The organism is Streptomyces sp. NPDC045695 (genome assembly GCF_056432025.1).
The window spans coordinates 18,433-38,424 of sequence record NZ_JBWKJU010000011.1 but is presented as its reverse complement, the minus strand read 5'-3'; the positions used below and the strand labels follow the sequence as shown (position 1 = coordinate 38,424).

The following is a 19,992-nucleotide window of genomic DNA, read 5'->3' as shown; positions in this document are numbered from 1 at the left end:
CGGTTGCGGCGGTACGGCGTCGTGTCTGGGCGCGAGCCTAGCCGTTCGTACCGCCGGAACCGGTGGGGTGCGGCCGGGAGCACGGTCGGCGTGCGCTCCCGGACGGCCGCTCGTACGGATGACCGGTACTGCTGTGCGGTGCTGTTCTGTTGTGGTGTGGGGGCTGTTTCGTTGTCCTTGCAGGGATCCGGATCTCCTCAGGGATCCAGATCGTCGAACGCCGTGCTGAAGTCGATCGCCGGGGGCGCAACGCGCGTAGCGAAATCCTCGTGCCGGGGCCCACAGGCGACGATCACCCACACGGTGACCTCACCCGCCGCTCCGTCCCGGACACCCCAGTCCTGGGCCAGGGTGCTGATGATGTTCAGCCCCCGGCCGCCGTGCGCGGTGACCGAGGGCTTGGCCGGGACCGGGCGGGTGGGACCGCCTCCGTCCGTGACCTCGACCGTCAGCCGTCCCGCTCCGTCGACGCGCCAAGCGGCGCGTATCTCCCCCTCCCCGGCTTCCCGCGCGCTCAGGGGCCTGCCATGTCGGCAGGCGTTGCTGAGCAGTTCGGAAAGGATCAGTACGGCATCGTCCACGACCGATTCGGACACTCCGCTGATACGCAGCTGATCGCGCATCCGGTGTCGTGCCTCGCCCACGCCCGCAGGACCATGGCGTACGTCCATGCACGACGACGTGGGCACTTCCTGTGCCACCACCAACGCCACCCCCGGAACCTCCTTAGCCCCACGCATGGTCTGGATGCCCCAATGGCCTGGACCGGAAACCGCCGTGGCGGGCCCCCGTGACGCATTCACGCCGAACGAATGCGAAGCGGATGCGCCGGTGCACACCCTGTTACGGCCGGGTGGGAAGTGACGGGTGTGCAAAAAGGGACGTCAGCGCCCCAGTTGGGACAGAACTTGACGTGGTCTGTTCGTGATGATCGCTTCTACGCCCAGATCAGCGCAGAGCTGAACGTCCCGGGGATCGTCCACTGTCCACACGTGTACGGAGTGCCCCGCGTCCTGGAGCTTGCGGATGAAGCCGGGGTGGCTGCGCACGATCCGCATGCCCGGGCCGGCGATCGTCACGCCGGCCGGCAGTCGGCCGTCCCGCATCCGGGGCGAGATGAACTGCATCAGGTACACGGTGGGGATCGTCGGGGCCGCCGCCCGCACCCGGTGCAGGGAACGCGCCGAGAAGCTCATGACCCGCACCGGGTGCGGACCCTCGGCGGGCGGGGCGTCCAGGCCGAAGCGCTTGAGGAGGAAGAGGAGGCGCTCCTCCACCTGTCCGGCCCAGCGGGTCGGATGCTTCGTCTCGATCGCGAGCTGTACCGGACGGCCGGCGTCGGAGATCAGCTCCAGCAACCGCTCCAGGGTGAGGACGGAGGTGCGCTCGGGGTCCGCGACCCAGTCGGGGGACTCCTCGCGGTCCTTCCAGGAGCCGAAGTCGAGGGCGGCGAGGTCGGCGAGCTCCAGAGCGGAGACGGCGCCGCGGCCGTTGGACGTGCGGTTCACCCGGCGGTCGTGGACGAGGACCAGGTGGCCGTCGGCGGTGAGCCGCACATCGCATTCGAGGGCGTCGGCGCCGTCCGCGATGGCCTTGCGGTAGGCGGCCAGGGTGTGCTCGGGAGCGTCCTGTGAGGCGCCGCGGTGGGCGACGACCTGGATGGTGCGAGGCATTGCGTGAGTCACCCGGTCATGGTGCCACCGACGGGGCCCCGGGCGTCGAGGCCGAGTGCTGCAGGTGCGTCCCAAATGCCGGATATAAAGAATGGCAGGAGATGCACAGGTCCGGCTTACAGTGCTCTGACGGGTCATGGGAAAGGCTTTGCCCAGGAACTTGTGCGGCACGTCGAACGTTCACTCGGACCGATTGCCAGCGATTTGCCAGAGATTTCTGAAGCCGTGTGTGACGAGGAGAGAGCGCTGTGAGCACCGAGAACGAGGGCACCGCGGCCCCGACGCCCCCCGCGGCCCCGTCCGTACCCCCTGCTCCGGCCCCCGCGACGAAGGCGGACGCACCGCAGGACGCGCCCCCGCAGGCACAGGCCGCGTCGGCGGCGCCGTCGGTCGCGGTGACGCCGGCCGCTGGGCCCGCCGCCGCCGAACCGGTGACCCAGGAGCTCCCGCCGTCGCCCGCGCCCGGTGGCGAGCCGACGCAGCAGATCCCACCCACCCCTCCCACCCCGGTGCCCCCGGCCTCCGCCCCGGCCTACGGTCACGCCCCGGCTCCGGCTGCGGCCCCCGCCCCGGCCGCGTACGGAGCCGAGGGCTGGCCGCCCCCGCCGCCCGCGGTGCCGGCGTACGGCGCGGGCGGTGGCCAGGCCGGCGGCGGGTGGGGCGTCCCCCTGACCACCGACGGCTCCCCGGCGCCCAAGGCGAAGGGCAGGGGCGGCCTGATCGCGGCGGTGCTGGTGGCAGCCCTCCTCGCGGGCGGCATCGGCGGCGGCGTGGGGTACTGGGCGGCCGAGCGCGGCGACAACGGCACCGGCTCGACCACGATCAGCGCCGGAAACACCCCCAAGGACCTCAAGCGCGAGGCCGGCTCCATCGCCGGCCTGGCGGCGGGCGCGCTGCCCAGCGTGGTCACCATCGAGGCCTCGGCCGGTGACGGCGAGGGCGGCACGGGCACCGGCTTCGTCTACGACCAGCAGGGCCACATCCTCACGAACAACCACGTGGTGGCCTCCGCCGCGAACGGCGGAAAGCTCTTCGCGACGTTCTCCGACGGCAAGAAGTACGACGCTGAGGTAGTGGGCCGCGCCCAGGGCTACGACGTCGCCGTCCTCAAACTGAAGAACCCGCCGGCCGGCCTCAGGCCGCTGCCGCTGGGTGACTCCGACAAGGTCGCGGTCGGCGACCCGACCATCGCGATCGGCGCCCCCTTCGGTCTGTCCAACACGGTCACGACCGGCATCGTCAGCGCCAAGAACCGCCCGGTCGCCTCCGGCGACGGGTCGGGCAGCAAGAACTCCTACATGAGCGCCCTCCAGACGGACGCCTCGATCAACCCGGGCAACTCCGGCGGTCCGCTGATCGACGGACGCGGTGCGGTGATCGGCATCAACTCCGCGATCCAGTCCGCCGGTAACGGCGGCTTCGGCGGCGGCCAGGCCGGTTCCATCGGCCTCGGCTTCGCCATCCCGATCAACCAGGCCAAGAACGTCGCCGAGTCGCTGATCAAGACCGGCAAGCCGGTCTATCCGGTGATCTCGGTCTCCGTGGACCTCCAGGCCAAGACCGAGGGCGCCAAGATCTCCGAGCAGGGCGCGGCCGCCAACGAGCTGGTCGACCCGAACGGTCCGGCCGGCAAGGCGGGCCTGAAGCCCGGCGACGTCATCACGGAGTTCGGCGGCAAGCCGGTCGACAGCGGCCCGACCCTGATCAGCCTGATCTGGACGCACAAGCCCGGTGACACCGTGAAGCTGACCTACCTGCGGGACGGCAAGCCGACCACCGTCGACATCACGCTCGGCTCGCGGGTCGGCGACAAGTAGAACCGGCCCATGTGGCCTGATGGACAGGGGCCGTAGGCGGGATTCCGCCTACGGCCCCTCCCAATGTCCGCTTATGCTTCATTGGTGTTCGACTCCCGGCACATACGGACATTCCACGAGGTGGTCGCCTCCGGGTCGTACTCGGCTGCCGCCCGCATGCTGGGGTACACCCAGCCCGCCATCACCCAGCAGATGAAAGCGCTCGAACGCGCCGTCGGGACCCCGCTGTTCACCCGTGTGGGCCGCAAGATGCAGCTCACCGAGGCCGGGGAGTCCCTCTCCCGGCACGCCGAGACCATCCTCGGCAGCCTCTGCGCCGCCGAGGCCCAGCTCAAGGCTTACGCGCGCCTGCGCACGGGGCGGGTCCGGCTGTGCGGCTTCCCCAGTGCCAACGTCACCCTCGTGCCGGAAGCCCTGAGCTGCCTGGCCAAGGAACACCCGGGCGTCCAGGTGGAGCTGCTGGAGGGAGAACCCCCCGACTCGCTGCGCCGGCTGGAGCGGGGGGAGTGCGACATCACCCTGGCCTTCACCTATCCCGGGCTGCACGAGGAGATCCCGGAGGAGGTGGCCGAGGTCAGGCTGCTGGAGGACCAGCTGACGGTACTGCTGCCCACCGGGCATCCGCTGGCCCGGCGCCGCGCCGTGCTCCTGGCCGACCTCGCCGAGGAGCAGTGGATAGCGGGCTGCCCGCGCTGCCGGGCGAACCTCCTGCACGAGTGTGCGGAGCTGGGTTTCGTCCCCGACATCCGCTTCGCCACCGACGACAACCTGGTGGTGCAGAGCCTGGTCGCGCAGGGGCTGGGCGTGGCCATGATGCCCGCCCTGGTACTGCCCTCCCTTTCGCTGAACAAGGTCTGCGGCCGGGCGCTCCAGCCCGCCGCCCGCCGGCACATCGCCGCCTACGTCTACCGGGACCATCTGCGGGTCCCGGCGACGGGCGTGGTGCTCAACGCCCTGAAGCAGGCGGCGGCGAACCGGGTCGGCTGCTGACCATCCATAAGCCCCGCTTGGGATTTCAGGTCATAACTGTCGTTGGACGTGATGGAACGTCCGCAGCACGCTGCGTATATGACCACCACCATTCCGGCCCGCCTCACCACGAGGATGGCCGCCCTCGTCAGTGAGATCCGTACGGTCGTGGAGCGGGGACTGGCTCCCGACCTCACCGCGTACCTGGTGGGCGAACGGCTCGCCCCGCATCTGGGGGCGCCCGACCTCCTGACGCCCGCGCAGCGGGAGGGCGATCCGGAGCGCTACCGCCAGCACGTCCTGCACGCCGAGTCCGACGGCAGCTTCTCCGTGGTGGCGCTGGTGTGGCTGCCCGGACAGGAGACCTGTATCCACGACCACGTGTCGTGGTGCGTGGCCGGGGTGCACGAGGGTGAGGAGAGCGAACGCCGCTTCCGGCTCGCCCCCGGTGCGGGCCCTGCGCGACTGGTGGCCACCGAGGACGTGGTCAACGCGCAGGGCGAGGTCTGCGGGTTCGCCCCGCCCGGTGACATCCACAAGGTCCGCAACTCCTGTGGCGCCACGGCGATATCCGTGCACGTGTACGGCGCCGACGTGTCCCGGCTGGGTACCAGCATCCGACGCGTCTACACGCTCCCCGTCGACTGATGGCACTCCTCCACCGTCCGCAAGCGGCGGCGCTCCACCATGTTTCACGTGAAACATCCACCTCCTGGCCCGGCTTGGCGATGGCCGTGGGCGGAGCGCTGGCGGCGTGGTCCCTCCACCGCCTGGTGCCCGCCGTGCCGATGCTGACCGCGTCGGTGGTGCTGGGCATCGCGGTGGCGCATCTGCCGGGCGTACGGACCTTCGTCCGCTCCACCGCCCGCCCGGGCCTGTCCCTGGCAGGCCGCCGCCTGATGCGGATCGGCATCGTGCTGCTGGGTCTGGGGCTGGGCCTGGACCAGGTGCTCCGGCTGGGCTGGGCCACGGTGGCGATGGTGGCCGGAGTGGTGGCGGCCACCTTCTTCGGCACGATCTGGCTCGGCCGTCGGCTCGGACTCCCCGGAGACCAGCCGCTGCTGATCGCCACGGGGTATTCGATCTGCGGGGCCTCGGCCATCGGCGCGGTGAGCGAGGTGTCGGGCAGCGACGAGGAGGACGTGGCCGCCTCGGTCGCCCTGGTCACGCTCTGCGGCACCCTCGCCATCGCGGTCCTCCCCCTCCTCCAGGGCCCGCTGGGCCTCTCCGACCCGGCCTTCGGGCGGTGGGTCGGAGCGAGCGTCCACGATGTCGGCCAGGTGGTGGCGACCGCGCAGACCGCGGGCCCGGGCGCATTGGGCGAGGCCGTGCTGGTCAAGCTGATGCGGGTGGCGCTGCTCGCGCCGCTGGTGGCTGCCGTGGCCTTCTCCGTCCGGGCCCGGCGGCGCGGGGTGCGCACGGCCTCGGGGCGCCGGCCGGCTCCGGTGCCGCTGTTCGTCGCCGGGTTCCTGGCCGCGGCCGCGCTGCGCGCCACGGGAGCGCTGCCCGACGTAGCGCTGGAGTGGGCGCACACCGCGCAGGAGGTGCTGCTGGCCGCGGCCCTGTTCGGCCTGGGCAGCGCGGTGCACCTGCCGACGCTGGCCCGGACCGGCGGGCGGGCGGCGGTGCTGGGCCTGGGGGCGTGGGTCGTGGTGGCGGGGGCCTCGTACGTGGGCGTGGTGCTGACCGTATGACGGTGCAACGGCGAGGAGTTGGCCATTTCATGGCCGGAACCGACCGAACGTTCTGACTGCCCGCTGACATTGACGCACAGGCGTGCCACTCTGCCCCGGCAAGCAATGCACAGCCGATCCGCACCGACCGTTCTTCACCCCCACCCTGCCCCGGTCCGACTCACAGGACCGGACCGGGCACGGCAGAAGGAGTCATGCGTGAATCGTCATCGCACGGCCTTGTCCGTCCTCCTGTCGGCAGGAGCCCTGGTCGCGGGAGCCCTGACGGCGGCCACCCCCTCGACCGCCGCGCCGGCCCCCGCGTCGTTCAGTCAGCAGCACACCCAGGGCTTCTGGACCGCGGAGCGGATGCGGGGAGCCACCCCGCTCGACGTGACGGCGGTCCCGGGCGCGGCCCGCACCCCGGTCTCAACGTCGGCGGCCCCCACCAGCATCGCCCCGACCGCAGCCTCGTCCGCCCTGGCGTCTTCTGCGGCGTCCCCCACCGCGTTCCCGCAGGCGGGCGGTGCCTGGACCGGCGGCGGCGCGGTCGTGAGGACCTCGGGCCGGGTCTTCTTCACCATGGGCGACCGGACGGCCTCCTGCTCCGGCGACTCGGTCACCAGTGCCAACGGCAGTACGGTCATCACGGCCGGCCACTGCGTGAAGTACCAGGGTGCCTGGCACACCAACTGGGTGTTCGTCCCCGCCTACAACAACGGGTCGGCCCCCTACGGCCAGTGGCCGGCCACCAAGACCTTCGCCACCGACCAGTGGGCCGCGAGCGAGGACATGAACATGGACGTCGGCCTCGCCGTCGTCGCCCCGTTGAACGGGCAGACCCTCAGCCAGGCCATCGGCGCACAGGGCATCCTCTTCAACGGCGGCTACAACAAGAAGATGTACTCCTTCGGCTTCCCGGCGGCAGCCCCGTACGACGGCACGAAACTGGTCTACTGCAGCGGCAACAGCGGCAAGGACTTCCTGCTGACCAAGGACCACAGTCTGGCCTGCAACATGACCGGCGGCTCCAGCGGCGGCCCCTGGTTCCAGGACTTCAACGAGGCCACGGGCCTGGGCACCCAGGTCTCGGTGAACAGCTTCGGCTACACCTTCCTGCCGAACCGGATGCACGGCCCCTACTTCGGCAACGAGGCGAAGGCGGCCTACGACAAGGCCCAGGCGTCCTGACCCGACGGGGAGCCCAGCGAGCCCCGCTCGCGCTCACCTCCGGGTGAGCAGGGCTCCCCGCCCCGCCGGAGGCACCGCGCAGGCGCCCCTCGTTTCCGCCCGAAATGACAACAGTGGATCAACAGAGCCCTGAGCAGCGGCGCCACCCGGTACTCTGGACCCGCTCCGCCGCTGGTCGGCAGGGGCACAGGTGGGTTGCCCGAGCGGCCTAAGGGAACGGTCTTGAAAACCGTCGTGGCGCGAGTCACCGTGGGTTCAAATCCCACACCCACCGCAGGCGAACGGCCCCTGACCAGGAGATACGGTCAGGGGCCGTTCGACGGTGCGGACCTGCGGTCCCGGTAAGCCCAAATCTCAGCAGCGCCGTACTACGACACTGTGCGATCTTGCGAGCATGAGCGAGACGCCCCCGCCCCCCGTCACCGTCGCTGACAGCGAGATCTTTGCCGGCCTCATCCTGCCGGGCATCAAGGCCATCCGAGAGCATCTCGGATGTTCTCTCCAGGAGGCGTTCCTCGCCTTCCACGAGCGGTACGAAGTCCTCCAGGGTGAACAGCCCGAGGCGTTCGGCGTGGCGCCCGATGAATACTGGACCGGCTTCTACTCCTGAGACGCAAGGCCAAAAGTCACAGAAGCACCACGTCAGAGGGCGGGTACTCCCCGCACGGGGTACCCGCCCTCTGTGTTCACCAGCTCGCGTTACGTCGTCGTGTAGTAGCCGGCGATGTCGGCGATGAGGTCGACTGTTCCGGCGTTGTTGTAGAAGCTGACTTTTCCGTTGATGACGGGGACGACGACGAGGTTGGGGATCGTCTGTCCCGCGGTGAAGTTGAGGTTTGAGGCGCTGGTGCGGGTGGTGCCGTTGGGGTAGACGGAGACGTAGCTGCCGGCGGTGGGGTCGGTGGCTGTGACGTTGAGGACGACGGCGGTGACGCCGGTGGCGGGGATGCCTGCCGTGCCGGTGACCTGGAGGGTGGCGGTTCCGCCTTCGCTGATTTTGGCTTTGGGGACGCCGAGTCCTTCGCGGGTGTCCATCAGGCGGGTGGGTGTGATCGGCTTGTACGTACCCAGGCCGGAGACCGCGGGCGGCGTCACAGTCAGCGTGCCACGCGGGTAGCTGAAGTTGAGCGCGCTGACCCTGATGTTCCAGTTGCCGACGGGGGCCGTGCGCAGGTCAACGGTCGCCTTCAGCGTCCGGGCGTCGTCGGAGACCGAGACGGTCGTGGCCGTCAGCGGCGCCGGGCCGCCGGTCAGCTCGACGGTGGTGCTCTTGCTCAGCGCCGTGCCCTGCACGGTGAGGGTCGCGACCGTACCGCTCTGCGCGGTGGTCGGCGTGACGTCCCCGACGGACAGTTCCTCGGGGCCGCAGGGCGCGTTGGTGCAGACCACCTCGGCGCGGTACGCCGTACGACCCGCCTCGTCCGGCAGCGCGAGGAGGAACAGGCTCTGGCCGGTGCTCTGGCAGTCATACGGGGACGAGTTACCCATGCAGAGGTTGCGCCCGTCGCCGGTGTAGAGCGCGGGCTCCGGGGTGGACGGTCCGCCGTCCGTGGCGGTGATGTCGGCCCTGAACCGGTCCCCCGAGACGCTCGGCAGCACGGCGCACACGCCGGTGCGCTCCTCGGAGAGCGTGCCGGTCACCGGACCGTACCCGTACGCCACCGATCCGGCCCGGGTGCACTCGGGTGCGGGGCCGGCGGCCGTGGCGATCCGCCAGGCGTCGAGGCGGTAGGAGGCGGGCAGGGACCAGTTCTCCGGGACCTGGGTGACGACCTGGTAGCCGGTGGAGCCGGTGGCCGTGCACGCCCAGGTCCGCTGGTGGCAGGCGATGCCTCCGCCGTTGTCCATGACCGGCACGTGCGTGCTGTCGTGGGCGTCCCGGGCGTTGAGGCTCAGCCGGTCCGTGGTGGTGCCGGTGGTGATCCGGTGGCAGCGCAGGGTGCCGTTCTGACTCGACGTGCCGGTCGTGGCCGGGGCGCCGACCGCCGTAGCGGCGGAGGCGGCGCAGCCCTTGGCCGTGGCGGTGACGTCATGGCGGTCCAGGGTGTGGCTGCGCACGGCGTCCTGGCCCTGCACGAGGACGGTGTACGCCTTGCCGACGGTGAAGTAGCAGCTGCTGAGGCCGTCTGTCCGTAGCGACTGGCCCGGGGTCGGGTGGTTGTAGCAGGAAGGCGCCCCGTTGCCGTCGGTGTCGATCAGCCTGATCACGAAGCGCGGGAACAGGTCCGTGTCGTCCGGGAAGCCGTAGCGGATCCGGAGGAGCTCGGAGGAGGAGTGCGCGTCGGCCGGAATGGTCAGGCAGTGCGAGAAGACGCCGTTGCCGGTCTCCAGCCGCACGGCCGCCGCGTCATCGGCGAAACTACCCGCGGGCAGGATCTGGCAACCGGCCTGGAGTACGTCCGTACGGACGAAGTGGACGCCGTACGGCCCGGTCGCGGTGTCGTCGTCGGCGTGCACGAGTGCACGGAACGGCGCCGTTCCAGTCAGGGCGCAGCCGCCCCCGAGGAGATCCCCAGCGGTGCACTGTGCGGCGCCGTTCTTGTCGACCACCTCGACCTGGACGGTTAGGCTCGCGCCGCCGAGCGAGGTGAGAGCTGCGATCCGGGCGCCCGGCGGGCTCGGCAGTTGCAGGCAGTGCGTCTGCCCCGCCGTGGTGAAGTGACCTGCGTACCGCCCCTCGGCGACGCCCACGCAGTCTTCGGCGGCCGACGCAGCCTGAGCCACACCCACCGGCAGGAGAAGTGCGGCAAGGACGGCCAGCAAGCACGTCAGTACGGTGGAAATCGGGCGTCTCGCGGACGCCAATGCCGTTGGCATGAACCCCCCCCAGGGTGGTGTGCGACGAGTGATCGCCGCACACCTGTACGGGAGCTGTGCGCGGCCGACCGCAGGCGGGGATGGACCGTCTGGACCGTCAGCGGCCGTTCGTGTCGCCGCCCTCGCGGCGCCTGCGGTTGCGTCGTCCGAGAGCCCCCGCCAATCCGATCAAGCCGCCCGTGAGCGCGCCGGCCACCAGGATGCGCAGCAGGTCTTCCATGAGTTCTCCCCCTCCGAAGCCAGGTTCACCGTCGCTCAGGCCTCCCCCGGGCAGCCTGAGCGACGACTACGAACGGCACGCTATCCAGGTGCGGGCGGCCTGGCTTGGACGAATTTGACCTCGTCGCTCACAGGGCGAGGGCTCCCTCCGTCACGCGGGCAGCGGCCATCTGGCCGGGAGTGGTTCCGGCCAGGGCCCGGAACTCGCGGTTGAGGTGAGCCTGGTCGTAGAAGCCGCAGGCGGCGGTCGCGTCGGTGAGGTTCGCACTCTCGTGAGTGAGCAGCCGCACGGCGCGGTGGAAGCGCAGCACCCGTGCGGACGTCTTGGGCGTCAAGCCGATCTGCTCGGTGAACCGGCGGATCAGGTAGCCCTGGCTCCAGCCCACTTCGGCCGCGATCCGCCCGACCGGCATCGCCCCGCTGGCGCGGGACAGCAGGCGCCAAGCGTGGCTCACCTCGGGTGCGGGCCGCGGGCCGCGCTCGAACCGGGCGGACAACGCGATGTCCAGCAGGTCGAACCGGGCGCCCCAGTCGCTGGTGGCCGCCAGTTGTTCCACCAGGAATCCGGCCCCGGGCCCCAGGACGTCGCAGAGTTCGACCACCCTGTTGGTGAGCTCGCTCATCGGCACGGCGAACAGCCGAAACGCGCCCAGCGGGGTCAACTCAAGCCGAATCGCCTCCTGGCCGCCGGGATGGTGACACACCCGGGGCCCGTCCTCCAGGCCCGCGATCAGAGAGCCGGTCACCTGGCTTACCGGGCTCGGGTCGCCCAGTCGGCGCACTTGGGCGAAGGGCTCCCTAAGGCTGATCACCACGACGGCTCGACCCGTGGGAACCAGCCGCACCCGATAGGGCGAGACCGCCGCCTCCCAGTAGCCGGCGTAGCTGTGCACGAAGGGGCGCAGGTGGGCAGGCCACGGCCGGGTCACCCGCCACCGGCCACCCACCCGGGTCATCTCGACCCCCCGTCCGGACACGCCTGCGCCTGCGCCTGCCCCTGCGACTGCGACCACCGGCAAATCCCTCTTCCTCCCGTGGCGACGAGCCCCTGCCCTTACTGCACACCATCCCGGGCCGGCTGTCTGCGGCGGTTTTGGGCTTTACGGGTGGTGTTTGTCGGAAGATCGGCGCGGGCGGTGGGTGGCGCCGAGTTGCGACCACATCATGACGAATGTATGCAGATCCACCCGTCGGAACATCGCGAAATGAGGCACTCCGTCATGGCTCACCGCAGCACCCTCACGTCGATCTGGACCTCCGTCCTCGCCGTCCTCGCCGCTCTGCTCGACTTCCTCGGTCTCGCCGGGAAGGCGGCCCCTGTCGCCGCCGGTGTCCCGGCTCCCGCCGCTCCTGCCACCGCCCGCCGTCGGCCGGCCGTCGTGGCCCGACGGACCTGGCGGGCGATGATGCGGGGTGGTTCGCTCCCGCCGACCATCAAGCAGCGGATCCGCGCCGAGGCCCACGGCAAGACCCCGTCCGTCCGGCGCTCGACCACAGCGGCGGCCATGGCCGGCGCTCGCGAGACCGGTGGTACGTCCGTGACCTCGGTCGGATCCGCCTCCGTAGCGGCTGCGGCGCCCGTGAACGCCCCGGCCCGCGAAGCGCTCGCGCTCGCCGCGTAGCTCCGTGACACCGTGGGCGCCGTCGCCCCGCAGGCCCGTAGTACCCCGCAGTACCCCGTAGGTGCAGTCGTGCAGTCGTGCAGTTGGGTTGTCGTGTAGTCGTAGGGTCCGGATCGCAGGCGCACGCGCCACCGCCGGGCAGGAGTGGCAGCAGGAGTAGTACGAGCAGGCGCAGGCAGCAAACGCAGGCGTTGGAGCCCGGTCCGTCGTGGCCGTGGAGCGCGCCGCGTGGTGCCCCCGGAGCGGGGTGCGGATGACCTGCCCCCGGCGCACGCCGAGAGCGTGCAGGGGGCGTGAAGCTTGGCTTGGCATGGCATGGCATGGCAGGGCCGCAGGCCCGGGAGACGGTGGGGTTCCCGGAGGCGCGCGGCCCTTTTCGGCATGTCCGGGACGAGGCGGTATAGCGAAACGTTTCATCCCTTGTGCGACGCGTGTTGCAGCAGTTTCAAGAGATCCGTACCGCCCGCGTCATCGCTGCCGACGCCGCTCTCCCCCTCGCCGTCGCACTCTTCGGCGGGGTGGCCTCGGCCGACAACGGCTCCTTCGCGAGCGACGGATCGAATGCGAGCGTCGCCAGGACCGGCCCCTTCCGACCTTGACATCACGGGTAAATCTGACGGACAGTCAGGTCCACTCGATGATGTGTGATGCCGGGAGGCCAGCGCCGTGCACCTCGCCCCGACCGAAGGCCAGTTGCGGCTCCGTGCCGAACTGCGGGAGTACTTCCAGGATCTGCTGCCGAACGGAGTCCCCGAGGACGCGGCCCGCCAGCGCGCACTGCTGCGCCGCATCGGCGCCGACGGACTGCTCGGCCTCGGCTGGCCCGTCGAGTACGGCGGCCAAGGACGCGGCCCCGGCGACCAGTTCGTCTTTTTCGACGAGGCCTACCGTGCCGGTGCCCCCGTTTCCATGGTCACGCTCAACACCGTCGGCCCGACCCTGATGAAGTACGGGACCCCGCAGCAGAAGGACTACTTCCTGCCCCGGATCCTCAAGGGAGAGATCGTCTTCGCGATCGGCTACTCGGAACCCGAGGCGGGCACCGACCTCGCCTCGTTGCGCACCCGCGCCGTACGCGAAGGCGACGGCGACGGGAACGGCGACGGCGCGAGCTGGGTGATCGACGGCCAGAAGATCTTCACCTCCAACGCCCAGAACGCGGACTGGATCTGGCTCGCCTGCCGCACCGACACCGAAGCCCCCAAGCACAAGGGCATCTCGATCATCCTGGTGCCCACCGACGACCCAGGCTTCTCCTGGACCCCGATCGACACCGTCGGCGGCCTCACGACCACGGCGACGTACTACGACTCCGTCCGCGTGCCCGTCGGCAACCTCGTCGGCCCCGAGCACGGCGGCTGGGGCCTGATCACCAACCAGCTCAACCACGAGCGCGTCGCCCTCGCCGCCATCGGCATGCAGGCCGAGGACTTCTACGAGCGCGCCCTCGACCACGCCCGCACTCCCGACCCGGTCACCGGCGACCGGCCCGCCGACCTGCCCTGGGTGCAGTCCCGGCTCGCCGAGGCGCACGCGCGCCTGGCCGCCGTACGCCTGCTCAACTGGCGGCTCGTCCAGGACGTGGGCGCCGGCACCCTGGCCCCCGGCGACGCCAGCGGTGTGAAGTTCCTCGGCACCGAGTCCACCGTCGAGGTGTACCGGATGTGCCAGGAGGTGGTGGGCGAGGAGGCGCTCGTGCGGGGGCCGGCGGCCTTCGCGGGCGGCGAGCTGGAGCGGATGAACCGGGCCGCGCAGATCAACACCTTCGGCGGCGGGGTCAGCGAGGTCCAGCGGGAGATCGTCGCCATGATGCGGCTCGGCATGAAGGGGAGGAAGCGATGACGGCGCGAGCGATGAAGCCGGGGGCGGTGGCGGCGCGAGCGGCGACGGACGCAGCCGGCGCAGCCGACGAGGCAGACCGGTTCCACGCGCTGCTGGCGACCTTCGAAGGCCGCCCGGCCGCCACCGACGGCCGGGCCAAGGACGTGGTCAACGAGCCGATGATCCGCCACTGGTGCGAGGCGATGGGCGACGCCAACCCCGCCTACACCGGGCCGGACGCCATCGCTCCGCCCACCATGCTGCAGGCCTGGACGATGGGCGGTCTCCGTGGCCACGCCGACCGCTCCTCCTCCTACGACGAGCTCTTCGCGCTCCTCGACGGCGCCGGTTTCACCTCCGTCGTCGCCACCGACTGCGAGCAGGAGTACCTCCGCCCGCTGCGTACCGGCGACGCGATCACCTTCGACGCCGTCATCGAGTCCGTGTCGCCCCGCAAGACGACCAAGCTGGGCACCGGTCACTTCCTGACGACCCGGATGGACGTCCGCGTGGACGGGGAGCTCGCCGGTACCCACCGCTTCCGCATCCTCAAGTACGCGCCCGCCGCCAGGCCGAAGGCCAAACCCGCGGCGCAGCGCCCCCGCCCGGTGATCAACCGCGACAACCAGGGCTTCTGGGACGGCGTCCGCGACCACAAGCTCCTGATCCAGCGCTGCACCTCCTGCGCCACCCTCCGCTTCCCGTGGCTCCCCGGCTGCAACGCCTGCGCCTCCCCCGACTGGGACACCGTCGAGGCGTCCGGCGCCGGCACGGTGTTCTCGTACGTGGTCATGCACCACCCGGCCTTCCCCGCCTTCTCCCCTCCCTACGCGGTGGCGCTCGTCGAGCTCGCCGAAGGCGTCCGGATGATCAGCAACATCACCGGTGTCCCGTACGACGAGGTGCGCATCGGCCTGCCCGTCCAGCTGGAGTTCCTGCGCGTCGACGACGCCCTCGAACTCCCCGTCTTCCGCGGGAGTGAAGGCTGATGGACTTCCACCCCACCGAGGAACAGGCTGCCGCGGCCGGCCTCGCGGCCCGCATCTTCGGCGACCTCGCCACCCACGAACGCCTCGCCGCCGCGGGCACCGGCAGCGACGCCGAACTGTGGAAGGCCCTCACCTCGGCCGGACTGACCGCCGCCGTCCAGGAGATCGGCCTGCTCGGGCTGGTGCTGCTGCTGGAGGAGCAGGGCCGCACCACCGCGCAGGTCCCGTACGCGGCCACCTGCGTGTACGGGATCCTCCCCGTGGCCGCGCACGGCAGCCCCGAGCAGCGTGCCCGCCTGCTGCCCGCCCTCGGCACGGGCGAGGCGGTGGCCACCGGTGCCTTCCCGGAGCGCGGACGGATCACCGCCACGTCCGCGGGCGGGCTGACCGGCACCGTCCCCGTCGTCCCCTGGCTGCGCGACGCCACGCACGTACTGGTCCCGGACGCGGACCGGGCGCTGTGGCTCGTACGGACGGACGCGCCCGGAGTGGAGACGGCCGCGGTGGAGACCACCGCCCCCTGGTCGGCGGGCCGCCTGACCCTGACCCGCGCCGAGGGCGAACGCATCGGGGACTCCGCCGCCTACGCCCCTGCTCCCGACGACGCCCGCTACCCCGCTAGCGACGCCCCCCGTGCCCGCGACGCCATCGGCCACGGCTCCCGCCCGTACGAGGACACGATCGCCGCCGCCCGTACCGCCTTCGCCGGGCTCCAGGCGGGCGTCTGCGCGGGCTCGCTGGCCCGCGCGGTGCAGTACACCTCCACCCGCGAGCAGTTCGGCCGGCCGCTCTCTACCAACCAGGGGGTCATGCTGCGCGCGGCCGACGCGTACATGGACACCGAGGCGATCCGGGTCACCGCGTACGAGGCGGCCTGGCGCATCGACCAGGGGCTCGCTGCGCGCGAGCACGCGCTGACGGCGGCCTGGTGGGCCTCGGAGGCGGGCAAGCGGGTCGTGCACGCGGGCCAGCACCTGCATGGCGGCATGGGCGCCGACCTGGACCACCCGGTCCACCGGCACTTCCTGTGGGGGCGCCAGCTGGGCGCGTACCTGGGATGCGGCAGCGAGCTGCTGGCCGAACTGGGAGCTTCGATCGCTTCGACAGCCGAGGGAGAGCAGGCATGAAGGCCGGCGACACGCTGCCGCCGCTGGAGATCGCGGTCACCCGCACGCTGATCGTGGCGGGCGCGATCGCCTCCCGCGACTACCAGGACGTGCACCACGACGCGGACCTCGCTCGGGAGAAGGGCTCCCCGGACATCTTCATGAACATCCTCACCACGAACGGCCTGGTCGGCCGCTACGTCACCGATCACCTCGGGCCGCAGGCCGTCCTGCGCAAGGTGGCCATCCGCCTGGGCGCCCCCAACTACCCGGGCGACACCATGACCCTCACGGGCACCGTGGCCGCCGTGTCCGGGACCACCGTCGAGATCAGGGTCGTCGGTGCCAACGGCCTCGGCCACCACGTGACGGGAACGGTCATCGCGGAGGTGGCGGCATGAGCGTCCGTTCCCGCGACGAGCTCGGCGGCCGCGCCGCCATCGCCGGCATCGGCGCGACCGAGTTCTCCAAGGACTCCGGCCGCAGCGAGCTCAAGCTCGCCGTGGAAGCCGTACACGCCGCGCTCGACGACGCCGGGCTCACCCCCGCGGACGTCGACGGCATGGTCACCTTCACGATGGACACCAGCCCCGAGATCACCGTCGCCCAGGCGGCCGGCATCGGGGACCTCTCCTTCTTCTCCCGTATCCACTACGGCGGCGGCGCGGCCTGCGCCACCGTCCAGCAGGCCGCCCTCGCCGTCGCCACCGGGGTCGCCGAGGTCGTGGTCTGCTACCGCGCCTTCAACGAGCGCTCCGGGCGCCGCTTCGGGTCGGGCGTCCAGCAGCGCGAGCCCTCGGCGGAGGGGACGGCGCTCGGCTGGTCCCTGCCGTGGGGGCTGTTGACGCCCGCTTCCTGGGTGGCCATGACCGCCCAGCGCTACCTGCACACCTACCACCTCACCCCCGAGGCCTTCGGGCACGTCGCCGTCACCGACCGTCGGCACGCCGCGAACAATCCCGCCGCGTACTTCCACGGCAAGCCGATCACCCTCGCCGACCATGCCGCCTCGCGCTGGATCGTGGAGCCGCTGCGGCTGCTGGACTGCTGCCAGGAGACCGACGGCGGTCAGGCCGTGGTCGTCACCACGACCGAGCGGGCCCGGCACCTGCGGCACGCGCCCGCCGTGATCACCGCGGCCGCACAGGGCGCCGGACGCCGCCAGGAGGGCATGACCTCCTTCTACCGCGACGACCTCACCGGGCTGCCGGAGATGGACGTGGTCGCGCGCCAGCTGTGGCGCACCAGCGGGCTGCGCCCCTGCGACATCGACGTCGGCATCCTCTACGACCACTTCACCCCCTTCGTGCTGATGCAGCTGGAGGAGTTCGGCTTCTGCAAGCCGGGCGAGGCCGCCGATTTCGTCGCCGCGGACGCGCTGGCGCTCAACACCCACGGTGGCCAGCTCGGGGAGGCGTACCTGCACGGGATGAACGGCATCGCCGAGGCCGTCCGACAGCTGCGCGGCACCTCCGTGAACCAGGTCGCGCAGGCGCAGTACGCCCTCGTGACGGCCGGGACGGGGGTGCCGACCTCCGGGCTGATCCTGGGAGCAGACGGCTGAGGGCACCGGGCCGTACGTCCTGATGCGCCCGCCGCCCCCTCCACCTTCAGGGGGTGGGGATAGCCCCACTCCTACAACCTGAGAGGGATCCCCCATCGGCACCTGGGGCCGATTTCACGGCGGGCGGGCGCTCCTAGCGTGGAGACATGACCCCGCCCGCCTGCACGCTCGCCTCGACCCCGACGCCGTACCCGTCGTTTTCGGCGTACGTCCGGACCCGCGGCACGGTCCTGATGCGCACCGCGCGCTCGCTCACCGCCAACCCTTGCGATGCCGAGGACCTGCTCCAGACGGCCCTCACCAAGACGTACGTGGCCTGGGACCGCATAGAGGACCACCGCGCCCTGGACGGCTACGTCCGACGGACCCTCGTCAACACCCGGACCTCCCAGTGGCGCAAGCGCAAGGTCGACGAGTTCGCCTGCGACGAGCTCCCGGAGACCGAGGAGGTGGCGGCCTGCGATCCCGCCGAGGCGCAGGCCTTGCGCGATGCGATGTGGCGCGCGGTGACCCGGCTGCCCGACCGGCAGCGGGCCATGGTCGTCCTGCGCTATTACGAGGATCTGAGCGAGGTGCAGACCGCGGAGCTGATGGGCGTCTCGGTCGGCACGGTCAAGAGCGCCGTCTCCCGTGCGCTGGGCAAGCTCCGCGAGGACCCGGAGCTGACTCCGGTCCGGTGAGCGGAGGATGTTTCACGTGAAACGTGAAACCAGGAACGCCTTTCGCGCGAGACGGGGCACGTTTCACGTGAAACACGAGCGGTGTTTCACGTGAAACACCAGCGGTTTCTACCCTCGGGTAGTGACATGCCGACCGGTACGTGCGCAGAATCGGCTGCACCGTAGCCGCCGCAGCGCCGCAGCGCTCACCGGGAGGACGCTTTGCTCAGCACCATGCAGGACGTACCACTCCTCGTCACCCGCATACTCCGACACGGGATGACGATCCACGGGAAGTCCCAGGTCACGACCTGGACGGGGGAGGCCGAGCCGCAGCGCCGCAGCTTCGCCGAGATCGGTGCCCGAGCTGGGCGCCTCGCCCATGCCCTGCGCGACGAGCTGGGTGTGCGACAGGACGACCGCGTCGCCACGCTCATGTGGAACAACGCCGAGCACGTCGAGGCGTACTTCGCGATTCCCTCGATGGGCGCGGTGCTGCACACGCTCAACCTGCGGCTGCCTCCCGAACAGCTGGTCTTCATCGTCAACCACGCCGCCGACCGGGTGGTGCTGGTCAACGGGACCCTGCTGCCGCTGCTCGCGCCGCTGCTCCCGCACCTGCCGACCATCGAGCACGTCGTGGTCACGGGCGTCGGCGACCGGTCCGCGCTGGACGGGCTGGACGTGCGCGTCCACGAGTACGAGGAGCTCCTCGCGGGCCGCCCCGACAGTTACGACTGGCCCGAACTGGACGAGCGCCAGGCGGCCGCGATGTGCTACACCTCCGGCACCACCGGGGACCCCAAGGGCGTCGTCTTCTCCCACCGTTCTGTCTACCTGCACTCCATGCAGGTCAACATGGCGGAGTCGATGGGGCTGACCGACAGGGACACCACCCTCGTCGTGGTCCCGCAGTTCCACGTGAACGCCTGGGGGCTGCCGCACGCCACCTTCATGACCGGCATCAACATGCTGATGCCGGACCGCTTCCTGCAGCCCGCCCCACTCGCCGAGATGATCGAGCGGGAGAAGCCCACGCACGCCGCGGCCGTCCCCACCATCTGGCAGGGACTGCTGGCCGAGGTCACCGCCCACCCGCGTGACCTGTCCTCGATGAAGCAGGTCACCATCGGAGGCTCGGCCTGTCCGCCCTCCCTGATGGAGGCCTACGACAAGCTCGGCGTCCGGGTCTGCCACGCCTGGGGCATGACCGAGACGTCCCCGCTGGGCACGATGGCGCACCCGCCGGCCGGTCTGAGCGCCGAGGAGGAGTGGCCGTACCGGATCACGCAGGGCCGTTTCCCGGCGGGTGTCGAGGCCCGCCTCGTCGGCCCCGGCGGCGACCTCCTGCCCTGGGACGGGGAGTCCGCGGGCGAGCTGGAGGTGCGCGGCAACTGGATCGCGAGCGCCTACTACGGCGGTGTGTCCGGCGAAGCCTTCAAGCCCGAGGACAAGTTCAGCGCGGACGGCTGGCTCAAGACCGGGGACGTCGGCGTCATCAGCCCCGACGGCTACCTCACCCTCACCGACCGCGCCAAGGACGTCATCAAGTCCGGCGGTGAGTGGATCTCCAGCGTGGAGCTCGAGAACGCGCTGATGGCGCACCCCGAGGTTGCCGAGGCGGCCGTCGTCGCCGTCCCCGACGAGAAGTGGGGCGAGCGCCCGCTGGCCACCGTCGTCCTCAAGGAGGGCGCGAGCGTGACCTACACCGGGCTGCGCGAGTTCCTCGCCCTGTCCATCCCCAAGTGGCAGCTGCCGGAGCGCTGGACGCTGATCGAGGCCGTGCCGAAGACGAGTGTCGGCAAGTTCGACAAGAAGGTGATCCGCAAGCAGTACGCGGACGGCGCGCTGAACGTCACGAAGCTGGACTGA

18 protein-coding genes, 1 tRNA gene and 1 pseudogene are annotated in these 19,992 nt (G+C 71.1%); 15 read left to right on the top strand and 5 right to left on the bottom strand.

The window, feature by feature from the left end; translation table 11 throughout:
- Positions 1 to 197: 197 nt before the first annotated feature.
- Positions 198 to 799: pseudogene (locus AC07DU_RS20200) on the bottom strand (ATP-binding protein).
- Positions 800 to 884: 85 nt separating this feature from the next.
- Complete coding sequence (locus tag AC07DU_RS20195) at positions 885 to 1,673, bottom strand: glycerophosphodiester phosphodiesterase (protein WP_360900155.1); 789 nt, start codon at positions 1,671 to 1,673, stop codon at positions 885 to 887.
- A gap of 248 nt (positions 1,674 to 1,921) precedes the next feature.
- Here AC07DU_RS20195 and AC07DU_RS20190 point away from each other — a divergent pair, with 248 nt between their 5' ends.
- The 7 genes from AC07DU_RS20190 to AC07DU_RS20160 all read left to right on the top strand — a co-directional run bounded on the left by AC07DU_RS20190 (position 1,922) and on the right by AC07DU_RS20160 (position 7,933).
- Positions 1,922 to 3,490, top strand: a complete 1,569-nt coding sequence (locus AC07DU_RS20190) for a S1C family serine protease (RefSeq protein ID WP_360900151.1) — start codon at positions 1,922 to 1,924, stop codon at positions 3,488 to 3,490.
- An 84-nt stretch (positions 3,491 to 3,574) separates the two neighbouring features.
- On the top strand, positions 3,575 to 4,480 hold the full coding sequence (locus AC07DU_RS20185) for a LysR family transcriptional regulator (RefSeq protein ID WP_360900148.1): 906 nt from the start codon (positions 3,575 to 3,577) through the stop codon (positions 4,478 to 4,480).
- A gap of 78 nt (positions 4,481 to 4,558) precedes the next feature.
- On the top strand, positions 4,559 to 5,107 hold the full coding sequence (locus AC07DU_RS20180; protein WP_479029231.1) for a cysteine dioxygenase family protein: 549 nt from the start codon (positions 4,559 to 4,561) through the stop codon (positions 5,105 to 5,107).
- Entirely contained in the window at positions 5,107 to 6,153 is a 1,047-nt protein-coding gene (locus AC07DU_RS20175; RefSeq protein WP_479112722.1) for a YeiH family protein, read from the top strand. The genes AC07DU_RS20180 and AC07DU_RS20175 overlap by 1 nt, the downstream gene beginning before the upstream one ends.
- Before the next feature lie 198 nt (positions 6,154 to 6,351).
- Positions 6,352 to 7,323, top strand: a complete 972-nt coding sequence (locus AC07DU_RS20170; protein WP_479112720.1) for a trypsin-like serine peptidase — start codon at positions 6,352 to 6,354, stop codon at positions 7,321 to 7,323.
- Between the two features lie 189 nt (positions 7,324 to 7,512).
- Positions 7,513 to 7,597 (top strand) — tRNA-Ser (locus tag AC07DU_RS20165).
- A gap of 120 nt (positions 7,598 to 7,717) precedes the next feature.
- Positions 7,718 to 7,933, top strand: a complete 216-nt coding sequence (locus AC07DU_RS20160) for a hypothetical protein (protein WP_479029215.1) — start codon at positions 7,718 to 7,720, stop codon at positions 7,931 to 7,933.
- Positions 7,934 to 8,022: 89 nt separating this feature from the next.
- Here AC07DU_RS20160 and AC07DU_RS20155 read toward each other — a convergent pair whose 3' ends face one another.
- From AC07DU_RS20155 to AC07DU_RS20145, 3 genes are all read right to left on the bottom strand, one after another.
- Positions 8,023 to 10,047, bottom strand: coding sequence for a hypothetical protein (locus AC07DU_RS20155; RefSeq protein ID WP_479112718.1), 2,025 nt, complete (start codon positions 10,045 to 10,047; stop codon positions 8,023 to 8,025).
- A gap of 190 nt (positions 10,048 to 10,237) precedes the next feature.
- Positions 10,238 to 10,360 (bottom strand): hypothetical protein, encoded by a 123-nt coding sequence (locus tag AC07DU_RS20150; protein WP_453370761.1) that lies wholly within the window; start codon positions 10,358 to 10,360, stop codon positions 10,238 to 10,240.
- A 127-nt stretch (positions 10,361 to 10,487) separates the two neighbouring features.
- Entirely contained in the window at positions 10,488 to 11,336 is an 849-nt protein-coding gene (locus AC07DU_RS20145) for a helix-turn-helix domain-containing protein (RefSeq protein WP_479112716.1), read from the bottom strand.
- A 243-nt stretch (positions 11,337 to 11,579) separates the two neighbouring features.
- On the opposite strand from AC07DU_RS20145, the gene AC07DU_RS20140 reads away from it, so the two are divergent.
- From AC07DU_RS20140 to AC07DU_RS20105, 8 genes are all read left to right on the top strand, one after another.
- Positions 11,580 to 11,981, top strand: a complete 402-nt coding sequence (locus AC07DU_RS20140; RefSeq protein ID WP_479112714.1) for a DUF6344 domain-containing protein — start codon at positions 11,580 to 11,582, stop codon at positions 11,979 to 11,981.
- Between the two features lie 666 nt (positions 11,982 to 12,647).
- Positions 12,648 to 13,823, top strand: coding sequence for an acyl-CoA dehydrogenase family protein (locus tag AC07DU_RS20135; RefSeq protein WP_479112712.1), 1,176 nt, complete (start codon positions 12,648 to 12,650; stop codon positions 13,821 to 13,823).
- 11 nt (positions 13,824 to 13,834) lie between these two features.
- A complete protein-coding gene (locus AC07DU_RS20130; protein WP_479112846.1) occupies positions 13,835 to 14,791 on the top strand; it encodes a bifunctional MaoC family dehydratase N-terminal/OB-fold nucleic acid binding domain-containing protein in 957 nt (318 codons plus the stop codon).
- Entirely contained in the window at positions 14,791 to 15,918 is a 1,128-nt protein-coding gene (locus AC07DU_RS20125) for an acyl-CoA dehydrogenase family protein (RefSeq protein WP_479112710.1), read from the top strand. Before AC07DU_RS20130 ends, AC07DU_RS20125 begins: the two co-directional genes overlap by 1 nt.
- Positions 15,915 to 16,298: a MaoC family dehydratase gene (locus AC07DU_RS20120; protein ID WP_361939871.1), complete on the top strand. Its 384-nt coding sequence runs from the start codon at positions 15,915 to 15,917 to the stop codon at positions 16,296 to 16,298. Before AC07DU_RS20125 ends, AC07DU_RS20120 begins: the two co-directional genes overlap by 4 nt.
- The gene (locus tag AC07DU_RS20115) at positions 16,295 to 17,461 is read left to right on the top strand and encodes a lipid-transfer protein (RefSeq protein ID WP_479112708.1); all 1,167 of its coding nucleotides are present in this window, start codon (positions 16,295 to 16,297) and stop codon (positions 17,459 to 17,461) included. Before AC07DU_RS20120 ends, AC07DU_RS20115 begins: the two co-directional genes overlap by 4 nt.
- Before the next feature lie 146 nt (positions 17,462 to 17,607).
- Complete coding sequence (locus tag AC07DU_RS20110; RefSeq protein WP_361939865.1) at positions 17,608 to 18,141, top strand: SigE family RNA polymerase sigma factor; 534 nt, start codon at positions 17,608 to 17,610, stop codon at positions 18,139 to 18,141.
- A gap of 201 nt (positions 18,142 to 18,342) precedes the next feature.
- The gene (locus tag AC07DU_RS20105; RefSeq protein WP_479112706.1) at positions 18,343 to 19,992 is read left to right on the top strand and encodes a long-chain fatty acid--CoA ligase; all 1,650 of its coding nucleotides are present in this window, start codon (positions 18,343 to 18,345) and stop codon (positions 19,990 to 19,992) included.